Raw genomic sequence first — 9553 nt, 5'->3', positions numbered from 1 at the left:
ACCATGGCCTTGAGCTTGTCGACGTCGACCTCCTCGACGTCCTGCTCGCGCGAGGGCCACTCGCCTTCACGGATGCAGATGATGCAGCGGGCGATCTCCACCAGGCCCTGCAGCAGCAGTATGCCGCCCGCCAGGGGGATGAAGAACTTGAACGGATACACGGGGATCGGATCAGCGTTGAAGGTGTGCTCGCGGATCGCGAGCGAGTCCTGGAAGTAGCGCCAGCCGGCCCACGTGAGGGCGACCACACCGGGCAGGAAGAACAGGACGTAGAGGATCAGGTCGAGCGTGGCCTGGGTGCGCGGCCGGAAGAAGCCGTAGAGCACATCGCCACGCACGTGGCCGTTCTTCGACAGCGTGTAGGCACCGGCCATCATGAACAGCACGCCGTACAGCATGATCTGCACGTCGAGCATCCAGGCGTGCGGGCGGCCCAGCACGTAGCGGGAGAAGACCTCCCAGGAGATGAGCGCCGTCAGTGCGACGATCGCCCACGCGAAGGCCTGGCCGATCCAGGTCGAGAGGCGGTCCACCGCGAGCAGGAGTTTCTGCATGTTGTAGGTCTCCAGGCGCGAAAAGGGGCGGCTGTGCGCAGCCGCCCCCTTCTCGCTGCGGGCTGTCTCAGGACTTCTTCGTGCTGCGGCCGAAGTAGCGGTTGTAGGCCATCTTGAAGTCGACCATGTAGTCGTTCTGCCACTGGCCGGCCCGTTGCGCGAAGGCCTTCTGCGAGTCGAGCACCTTCTTGAACATCGGGTTCTCGGCGGCCTTCTTGGCGATGACCTTGTCCCAGGCGTCGAGCTGGGCGCGCAGGATGGCATCCGGCGTCTTGTAGAAGTTGACCTTGTCCTTGGTCTTCAGCTCGATGTAGTCCTGCGAGTTGCGATCGATGGCCTTCCAGCTCATGTCGGCGCTGGACGCCTGGACGGCGTAGTCGATGATGGACTTCAGCTCCTGCGGCAGGGCGTTGTACTTGCCCTTGTTGAAGAGGATCTCGAACTGTTCGCCGGACTGGTGGAAGCTCTGCAGCATGCAGTTCTTGGCGACGTCGGGGAAGCCCAGCACGCGGTCGGACGAGGCGTTGTTGAACTCGGCCGCGTCGATCAGGCCGCGGTCGAGCGCGGGCACGATCTCGCCGCCGGGCAGCGGGTTGACCGCAGCGCCCAGCTCGGTGAACACGTCCACCGCCAGGCCCACGGTACGGAACTTCAGGCCCTTCATCTGCGCGACGTTGGCGATCGGCTTCTTGAACCAGCCGAGCGGCTGCGTGGGCATGGGGCCGTACAGGTAGGAGACCACGTCCATGTTGATGGACTTGTAGATCTCCTCCAGCAGGGCCTTGCCGCCGCCGTAGTTGTGCCAGGCCAGGACCATGTTGGGATCCATGCCATAGGCGGGGCCGGAGCCCCACAGGGCCAGCGCCGAGTTCTTGCCGTAGTGATAGGCCACCACGCCGTGGCCGCCATCGAGCGTGCCCTTGTTCACGGCCTCCAGCAGCTGGAAGGCGGGCACCACGGCGCCGGCAGGCAGCACCTCGATCTTCAGCCGGCCGCCCGCCATGTCGTTCACCTTCTTGGCGAAGTCATTGGCGTACTCGTGGAAGATGTCCTTGGCGGGCCACGTGCTCTGGAAGCGCATCGACGTGGTCTGCGCCACCGCCACCATCGGTGCCGACATGGCGCCGGCGGCGACGGCCGCGCCCTTGAGCAGGCTGCGGCGGCGAGGGGTCTTGGGGGACTGGGTCACGGGGTGGTCTCCTTGGGTTTGTTGCGGTTCGCGGTGTTAGCAAGCTATCTTTGAAGGGCGTGCGCCGCCCCGTTAAGAGGGTTTTCACCGATCACGCTTCGTGCCGCGAACTAAGGTGCTCGCAAGGCCCTGATCGATGTACGGTGGTGCCGATCGACGCATACCTGTCGATGCACTTTCGGCTAAGGCGACAGCGCGGCTGTGCGCGGCCCGCCGTGCGGTCGCGGTGGCACAATTCCCCCGCATGAACGCCCCCGCCTTTCCCCGCCCCGCCGAGGGCTACGCTGGTGATGTGACCCCCGAACTCGCATGCCAGTGGTGGCAATCCGGCGAGGCCGTGCTCGTGGATGTGCGCAGCGACGCCGAGCGCGAGTGGGTGGGCTTCGTGCCGGGGGCCGTGCCCCTGGCCTGGAAGCAATGGCCGGGCATGGCTGCCAACCCTGGTTTCGACGCGGGTATCCGGGCTGCGGTGCCGCCGGGCGGCAAGGCCGTGCTGCTGTGTCGCAGCGGTGTGCGCTCGATCGCGGCCGCGCGCCGCGCCGCCGAGCTGGGCATCGAGGCCTACAACATCCTGGAAGGCTTCGAGGGCGATGCCGACGAGCAGGGGCATCGCGGCCGGCGCGGCGGCTGGCGCCTGCGTGGCCTGCCCTGGCGCCAGAACTGAATCACGAGGCGGCCACCGCGCCGCCTGTCGCAACGAGAGGACCTCATTCCATGCCCGTCAATCTCACCGCGCCGCGCGCGGAAGACCTGTTCCCGGTGCCCGGCGTGCGCATCGGCGTCGCCGAAGCCGGCGTCCGCAAGGCCGGCCGCAAGGACCTCACGGTCTTCCTGCTCGATGAAGGCGCTGCCGTGGCCGGCGTGTTCACGCGCAACCGCTTCTGTGCCGCGCCGGTGCAGGTGTGCCGCGAGCACCTGGCGGGCGGGCCGATCCGCGCGCTGGTCATCAACACCGGCAATGCCAATGCAGGCACGGGTGCCGATGGCCTGGCACGGGCACGCGCCATGAGCGCGGCCACGGCGCGCCTGCTGGGGCTGCAGCCGACCCAGGTGCTGCCGTTCTCCACCGGCGTGATCATGGAGCCGCTGCCGGTGGATCGCATCGAGGCGGGTCTGCCGGCGGCGATCGCCGACGCGCGGGCCGGTCATTGGGGCCGCGCCGCCGAGGGCATCATGACGACCGACACCGTGCCCAAGGCGTTCAGCCGGCAGGTGCAGGTGGAGGGCGTCACCGTCACCGTCACCGGCATCAGCAAGGGCGCTGGCATGATCCGGCCGAACATGGCCACGATGCTGGGCTTCATGGCCACGGACGCCCGCATCGATCCGTCGCTGCTGCAGTCGCTCGCCTTCGATCTCGCGGAAGGCTCGTTCAACCGGGTCACCGTCGATGGCGATACCTCCACCAACGACTCGTTCGTGGTCATCGCCACGCAGCAGGCCGGCCATGCGCCCGTGACCGATTGGGCAACGCCTGGCGGCCGCGCGCTGCGCGAGGCGATGATGGAGGTGGCACGCCTGCTGGCGCAGGCGATCGTGCGCGATGGTGAGGGCGCCACCAAGTTCATCACCGTGCGGGTGGAGGGCGGTCGTGATCGCGGCGAGTGCCTGAAGGCCGCCTACGCGATCGCGCATTCGCCGCTGGTGAAGACGGCGTTCTTCGCCAGTGATCCCAACCTCGGCCGCATCCTCGCCGCGGTCGGCTATGCGGGCATCGACGACCTGGACCAGGGCGGCATCGAGCTCTACCTCGACGATGTGCACGTGGCCACGCGCGGCGGCCGCCACCCCGCCTACCAGGAGGCGGATGGCCAGCGGGTGATGAAGCAGTCCGAGATCACCGTGCGCGTGCAGCTGGGCCGCGGCGATGCGGCGGACCAGGTCTGGACCTGCGACTTCAGCCACGACTACGTGAGCATCAACGCCGACTACCGGTCGTGAACGCATGAACGAGAAGTTCGAGCAACTGCTGGTGCGCGCGGAGAGCCTGCTCGCGCGCATCGAGTCCGTCCTGCCGCAGCCGCTGTCGGCGCCCGACTGGCAGGCCGCCATTGCCTGGCGCTACCGCAAGCGCTCCAGTGGCCACGGCGTGCTGGAGCCTGTGCGCCACGTGGCCGCGATCCGCCTGGACGACCTGAAGGAGATCGAGACGCAGAAGGAGAAGATCGAGCGCAACACGCTGCAGTTCGTGCAGGGGCATCCGGCCAACAACGTGCTGCTCACCGGCGCCCGCGGGACGGGCAAGTCATCGCTGATCAAGGCCTGCCTGAACGCGCATGCGGCTGACGGCTTGCGCCTGATCGAGGTGGACAAGGCTGACCTGACCGACCTGCCGGACATCGTGGACGTGGTCGCGGGGCGGCCGGAGAAGTTCATCGTCTTCTGCGATGACCTGAGCTTCGAGGACGGCGAGCCGGGCTACAAGGCGCTGAAATCCATCCTCGATGGCTCGGTGGCCGCCGCCACGCCCAATGTGCTGATCTACGCGACCAGCAACCGCCGGCACCTGCTGCCCGAGTACATGAAGGAAAACCTCACGTACACGCACACCGACGACGGCGAGGTGCATCCCGGCGAGGTCGTGGAGGAGAAGATCTCGCTGTCCGAACGCTTCGGCCTGTGGGTCAGTTTCTATCCCTTCAGCCAGGACGAATACCTGGCCATCACCGCGCAGTGGCTCGCGCACTTCCAGGTGCCCGCATCCGAGATCGAGTCGGCCCGCCCCGAGGCGCTGGTGTGGGCGCTGGAGCGGGGTTCGCGCAGCGGGCGCGTCGCCTACCAGTTCGCGCGTGACTGGGCCGGCCGCCACCACGGATGACCGCGCCCCTGGTGGCTGACGGCGACCGCCCGCGCGAGGGCGGCCCCGACCGCAAGGAGGTCGCGGTGGCCGTCGGCGTGCTCGTGCGCCCCGATGGCGCCTTCCTGCTCACCTCGCGGCCGGCGGGCAAGGTGTATGCAGGCTACTGGGAGTTCCCGGGCGGCAAGATCGAGCCCGGCGAGTCGGTGGAGCAGGCGCTGCGCCGCGAGCTGATCGAGGAGATCGGCGTCACCATCGGCGACGTCCATCCGTGGCGCATCGAACGCGTGGACTACCCGCACGCCCTGGTGCGGCTGCACTTCTGCAAGGTGTTCGACTGGCAGGGTGAGCTGCACATGCACGAAGGGCAGTCCTTCGCCTGGCAGCAGCTGCCCGTGGCCGTGACGCCCGTGCTGCCGGGCACGGTGCCGGTGCTGGCGTGGTTCGCCGAGGAACGGGGCCACGCCGGCCCGACCCACGCCGGCTGATCGGCGCGGCCGCCGCGTCCTCAGGCCTTGGGGTCACCGAACGGCAGATCGTCCGGCGGCGTGGGGTCGGGCACGCGGAAATCCTCGTTGGCCCAGGCGCCGAGATCGATGCCCTTGCAGCGCCCGCTGCAGAACGGGCGGTACGGATTGCGCGAGTGGTACAGGCTGGCCCCGCCACAGGTGGGGCAACGCACGGTGCGCGCGGATGGCAGGGGGCTCTCGGGCGCGTCGGCCATGGCTGCGATGGCGCGCCGCTCAGGCGCAGAGCGTCAGCTCGAAGGGCACGTTGTCCAGGCTGGGCTGCAGCCGTTCGCCATCCTGGCGCATCAGTCGCACGGACACGATCAGGCGGTTGCCGCTGATCTCGGGGACATGGGCCAGCGCCGGGTTGATGCGCAGGCGGGCCAGCTGGAAGGTGCGACCCGAGGGCAGCGGCTGCTGGAACTGCCCCCCCTGGGCCACCACCTTCTGCGGGGTGCCGGAGTCGCGCAGCAGCTTCAGCAGCAGCACCACCGATTCAGCCAGCGCGCCCAATGTCGAGGCCCAGCGCTCGAGGTCGGCGCGGCGGCGCTCGGGGGGCTGGTGCTGCCACGCGAAGTAGGCGGGCAGGTCGAACTCGCAGGTGCCGGCCGGAATGCCAGCGCGGCTTCGGATGCCCATGAGCCACTCGTTCTCGGTGAGCGGCTGGCCTGCCTTGCCGTTCATGCGATTCAGGCCCTGGAAGCAGTCGTCGACCTGGGTGATCACGGCCGTGAGGGCTGCCTCGGAGATGGCGGGGTTGCCGCGATAGCCGGCGAGCACCTGGCGGTGCCGGTCCAGATCCTTCATCAGGTCGGACTTCAGGTCGGCGCGGGAGGCGACCTCCATCACCTCGAAGATCGTCGTCAGCGCGAAATGGTGGTCCAGCGGGTGCGCCCGGGGAATCAGCTCGCCGAGTCGCCGGAACAGGTGCTCCAGCCGCAGGTAGGTCCGGATGCGTTCATTGAAGGGGTACTCGTAGAGAATCACGCGCGACGTCGATCCGGGGCAGGCTGGCTCAAGCCGGGATCATAGCCCGAAGGCCCGGGCCGCCTCGGTGACTTCGTGACGCAATGCTTCCAGTGTGAGACCGTCGTTGCAGACCACAAGGTCGGCGGCGGCCAGTCGCAGCGCACGCGGCGCCTGCGCGTCGATGATGCGCTGCACCTCCTCGGGTGCCAGGCCGCTGCGGGCCCGGACACGCTCCACCTGCGTGGCCGGCGAGCAGTCCACCACCAGTACGCGATCAAGGCCGGCACGCCAGCGGCCCGACTCGACGAGCAGCGGGATGTCGAACACCACGCAGCGGGCGCCGGCGGCTTGCGCCGCGTCGACCTGGCGCGCGATCTCCGCGCCCACCAGCGGGTGGATGATGGCTTCCAGCTGGCGGCGCGATTCGGGCTGCGCGTAGGCCAGCTCGCGCATGCGGGCGCGGTCCAATGCGCCGTCCGCACCGATGAACTCGGCGCCGAACTGCCGCGCGATCGCGGGCAGGGCGGCACCGCCGGGGGCCGTGAGGCTGCGCGAGATCGCGTCGGCGTCGATGCCGCTCGCGCCCAGCGCCTGCAGCATGGCCAGCACCGTGCTCTTGCCGCTGCCGATGCCGCCGGTGAGGCCGATGCGCCAGGCCATGGGCGCCCTCAGGGCATGCCGAACGGGAACGCGATGGGCAGGATCGCCGGCACCGCGGCGGGGCCGATGGCCAGGCAGACAAGGCCCGCGCCCGCGAGGTAGGGGCCAAAGGGCATCGGCACTTCCTTGTTGGCGAGCTTGCCCACGATGATGAGCACGATGCCGATGACCGCGCCGACCAACGAAGAGACCAGGATGATCGCCAGCAGGTAGTGGGCGCCGAACCACGCGCCCAGGGCAGCGAGCAGCTTGAAGTCGCCGTAGCCCATGCCCTCCTTGCCGGTCAGCAGGCGGAAGCCGTGATACACGAGCCAGAGCGACAGGTAGCCGGCGGCCGCGCCGAGCACGGCGGACTGCAGCGGCACCGTCCAGCCCGCCACCGAGGCGAGCAGGCCGCCCCAGAGCAGCACGTAGTTCAGGTCGTCGGGCAGCAGGAAGGTGTCCATGTCGATCAGGAACAGGCTGATCAGCAGCGCCGCGCAGCCCGCCCAGGCGGCGGCCTGGGGCGTGATACCCCAGCGGGCCGCGCACAGCGCGAAGAACGCGCCGGTGACGATCTCGACGATGGGGTAGCGCATGGAGATCGGCGCCTTGCAGGCCGAGCACTTGCCACGCAGGGCCAGCCAGCTGAGCACCGGCACGTTCTCGATGGCGCCGATCGGGTGGCCGCAATGCGGGCAGCGCGACCGCGGGCGTGCCAGCGAGAAGGGCGGCAGCGCATCCAGCGCGGCGCGCAGGCCCTTGTCGGCGGCCATGATCTCCTTGCCGGGCGGCCGGCCGAACACCATCTGGTGCGCTTCCTCGTCCGACAGCATGCCCTGGGCCTCGTCGTACCACTGCCGCCCCAGCACCCGGGGCAGGCGGTAGACCACCACGTTCAGGAAGCTGCCGACGAGCAGGCCCAGGACGCCGGCCAGCGCGGCGTCCAGTGCGGGCGAAAACAGCATCAGACCACGGACCCCAGCTTGAAGATGGGCAGGTACATCGAGACCACGATGCCGCCGATCAGGCCGCCCAGGAACACGATGATGATCGGCTCCATCAGGCTGGACAGGCCGGCCACCATGTCATCGACCTCGGCCTCGTAGAAGTCGGCCGCCTTGCCCAGCATGTGGTCGATGGAGCCGGATTCCTCGCCGATGGCGCACATCTGCAGCACCATGGAGGGGAAGACGTTGGCGTTGGTCATGGCCGCCGTGAGGCTGGTGCCGGTGGAGACTTCCTGCTGGATCTTCTCGGTGGCCGCCACGTAGACCGAATTGCCGGAGGCGCCACCCACGGAGTCGAGCGCTTCCACCAGCGGCACGCCGGCGGCGAACATGGTGGCCAGCGTGCGCGTCCAGCGGGCGATGGTGGACTTGTAGACCAGGTCGCCGAACACCGGCAGCTTGAGCATCAGCCGGTCCATGAACATCTGCACCTTCTCGCTGCGCTTCCAGGCCTGCATGAAGAAGTAGAAGCCGCCGCCCAGGCCGCCGAAGATGAGCCACCAGAACTTGACGAAGAACTCGCTCATCGCGATCACGAACAGCGTGGGCGCGGGCAGGTCGGCGCCGAAGGAGGTGAACACCTCCTTGAAGGCCGGAATCACGAAGATCATGATCACCGTCACCACGATGAAGGCCACCACGACCACGGCGATGGGGTACATCAGCGCCGCCTTGATCTTGGACTTGATCGCCTCGGTCTTCTCCATGTAGGTGGCCAGACGGTCCAGCAGGCTTTCCAGAATACCGGCGGCCTCGCCGGCCTCGACCAGGTTGCAGTACAGGCTGTCGAAGTAGAGCGGGTACTTGCGGAACGCCGCCGACAGCGAGGTGCCGGTCTCCACGTCGGTGCGGATGTCGTTGAGGAGCTTGGTCACGCTCACGTTGGCGTTGCCGCGGCCGACGATGTCGAAGGCCTGCAGCAGCGGCACGCCGGCCTTCATCATGGTGGCGAGCTGGCGGGTGAAGATGGCGATGTCCTTGGCGCGGATCTTCGAGCCCGAGCGCATCTTGCGCTTCTTGATCTTGGTGGGCGTGACGCCCTGGCGCCGCAGCGCCGCCATGACCTGGTTCTCGCCCGCGGCGCGCGTCTCGCCCCGCACGACCTTGCCGTTGCGGTCCTTGCCTTCCCATTCCCAGACGACTTCGGTGACCTTGGCTGCTGCTGCGGTTGCCATAGCGGGACTCCTCTGTGATGCGTTATTCGTTGGTGCAGGCCAGCACTTCCTCGAGGGAAGTGAGGCCCTGCCGGACTTTCCACAGGCCGGATTCGCGCAGGCTCCTGACGCCTTCCTTGCGGGCCTGCGCGGCGATTTCCAGTGCGCTGCCGTCGGCCAGGATGATGCGCTGCATGTCCTCGCTGACGGGCATCACCTGGTAGATGCCGACCCGGCCCTTGTAGCCGTTGTTGCAGGCGCTGCAGCCCACCGGCCCGTAGGGTGTCCAGCTGCCGTCGACGTCTTCCTCCTTGAAGCCCGCGTCGAGCAGGGCCTCGTAGGGGATGTCGAGCGGCTTCTTGCAGGACGCGCAGAGGCGCCGCGCCAGGCGCTGCGCGGTGATCAGGATCACGGCGGAGGCGATGTTGAATGGCGCGATGCCCATGTTGCGCATGCGCGTGAGCGTGGTCGGCGCGTCATTCGTGTGCAGGGTGGACAGCACCAGGTGGCCGGTCTGGGCGGCCTTGATCGCGATGTCGGCGGTTTCCAGGTCGCGGATTTCGCCGACCATGATGACATCCGGGTCCTGGCGCAGGAAGGACTTGAGGGCCACCGCGAAGGACAGGCCCGCCTTGTCGTTCACGTTGACCTGGTTCACCCCGGGCAGGTTGATTTCGGCCGGGTCCTCGGCCGTGGAGATGTTCACCCCCGGCTTGTTCATCAGGTTCAGGC

The 9553-nt window shown here is 68.3% G+C and carries 12 protein-coding genes; 4 read left to right on the top strand and 8 right to left on the bottom strand.

Going from position 1 to position 9553, the window contains the following annotated elements; genetic code table 11:
- Both ACE3T5_RS19620 and ACE3T5_RS19615 read right to left on the bottom strand, forming a co-directional pair.
- Positions 1-554, bottom strand: a 554-nt coding sequence (locus ACE3T5_RS19620) for a TRAP transporter small permease subunit (RefSeq protein ID WP_374669796.1), incomplete at its 3' end; no start/stop codon positions are given.
- A 67-nt stretch (positions 555-621) separates the two neighbouring features.
- The gene (locus ACE3T5_RS19615) at positions 622-1743 is read right to left on the bottom strand and encodes a TRAP transporter substrate-binding protein (protein WP_374669795.1); all 1122 of its coding nucleotides are present in this window, start codon (positions 1741-1743) and stop codon (positions 622-624) included.
- A 244-nt stretch (positions 1744-1987) separates the two neighbouring features.
- Here ACE3T5_RS19615 and ACE3T5_RS19610 point away from each other — a divergent pair, with 244 nt between their 5' ends.
- Genes ACE3T5_RS19610 through ACE3T5_RS19595 form a run of 4 tightly spaced genes read left to right on the top strand, consistent with a single transcriptional unit; the run spans position 1988 to position 5028 of the window.
- On the top strand, positions 1988-2407 hold the full coding sequence (locus tag ACE3T5_RS19610) for a rhodanese-like domain-containing protein (protein ID WP_374669794.1): 420 nt from the start codon (positions 1988-1990) through the stop codon (positions 2405-2407).
- A 50-nt stretch (positions 2408-2457) separates the two neighbouring features.
- Positions 2458-3684: a bifunctional glutamate N-acetyltransferase/amino-acid acetyltransferase ArgJ gene (argJ, locus tag ACE3T5_RS19605; RefSeq protein WP_374669793.1), complete on the top strand. Its 1227-nt coding sequence runs from the start codon at positions 2458-2460 to the stop codon at positions 3682-3684.
- 4 nt (positions 3685-3688) lie between these two features.
- Positions 3689-4561 (top strand): ATP-binding protein, encoded by an 873-nt coding sequence (locus ACE3T5_RS19600; protein WP_374669792.1) that lies wholly within the window; start codon positions 3689-3691, stop codon positions 4559-4561.
- Entirely contained in the window at positions 4558-5028 is a 471-nt protein-coding gene (locus ACE3T5_RS19595; protein WP_374669791.1) for an NUDIX domain-containing protein, read from the top strand. The genes ACE3T5_RS19600 and ACE3T5_RS19595 overlap by 4 nt, the downstream gene beginning before the upstream one ends.
- Before the next feature lie 20 nt (positions 5029-5048).
- On the opposite strand, the gene ACE3T5_RS19590 is transcribed toward ACE3T5_RS19595, so the two are convergent.
- From ACE3T5_RS19590 to ACE3T5_RS19565, 6 genes are all read right to left on the bottom strand, one after another.
- Positions 5049-5264 (bottom strand): DNA gyrase inhibitor YacG, encoded by a 216-nt coding sequence (locus ACE3T5_RS19590; RefSeq protein ID WP_374669790.1) that lies wholly within the window; start codon positions 5262-5264, stop codon positions 5049-5051.
- Between the two features lie 19 nt (positions 5265-5283).
- The gene (zapD, locus tag ACE3T5_RS19585) at positions 5284-6036 is read right to left on the bottom strand and encodes a cell division protein ZapD (RefSeq protein ID WP_374669789.1); all 753 of its coding nucleotides are present in this window, start codon (positions 6034-6036) and stop codon (positions 5284-5286) included.
- A 39-nt stretch (positions 6037-6075) separates the two neighbouring features.
- Positions 6076-6678, bottom strand: coding sequence for a dephospho-CoA kinase (coaE, locus tag ACE3T5_RS19580; RefSeq protein WP_374669788.1), 603 nt, complete (start codon positions 6676-6678; stop codon positions 6076-6078).
- 8 nt (positions 6679-6686) lie between these two features.
- The gene (locus ACE3T5_RS19575) at positions 6687-7625 is read right to left on the bottom strand and encodes an A24 family peptidase (RefSeq protein ID WP_374669787.1); all 939 of its coding nucleotides are present in this window, start codon (positions 7623-7625) and stop codon (positions 6687-6689) included.
- Entirely contained in the window at positions 7625-8842 is a 1218-nt protein-coding gene (locus ACE3T5_RS19570; protein WP_374669786.1) for a type II secretion system F family protein, read from the bottom strand. The genes ACE3T5_RS19575 and ACE3T5_RS19570 overlap by 1 nt, the downstream gene beginning before the upstream one ends.
- 22 nt (positions 8843-8864) lie before the next feature.
- Positions 8865-9553: ATPase, T2SS/T4P/T4SS family (locus ACE3T5_RS19565; RefSeq protein ID WP_374669785.1), on the bottom strand; the 689-nt coding region annotated here is incomplete at its 5' end.

It is taken from the genome of Ramlibacter sp. (genome assembly GCF_041916345.1).
Classification (GTDB): Bacteria; Pseudomonadota; Gammaproteobacteria; order Burkholderiales; family Burkholderiaceae_C; genus Ramlibacter.
The sequence above is the reverse complement of the archived record's forward strand: the minus strand, read 5'-3'. Positions and strand labels throughout refer to the sequence as shown.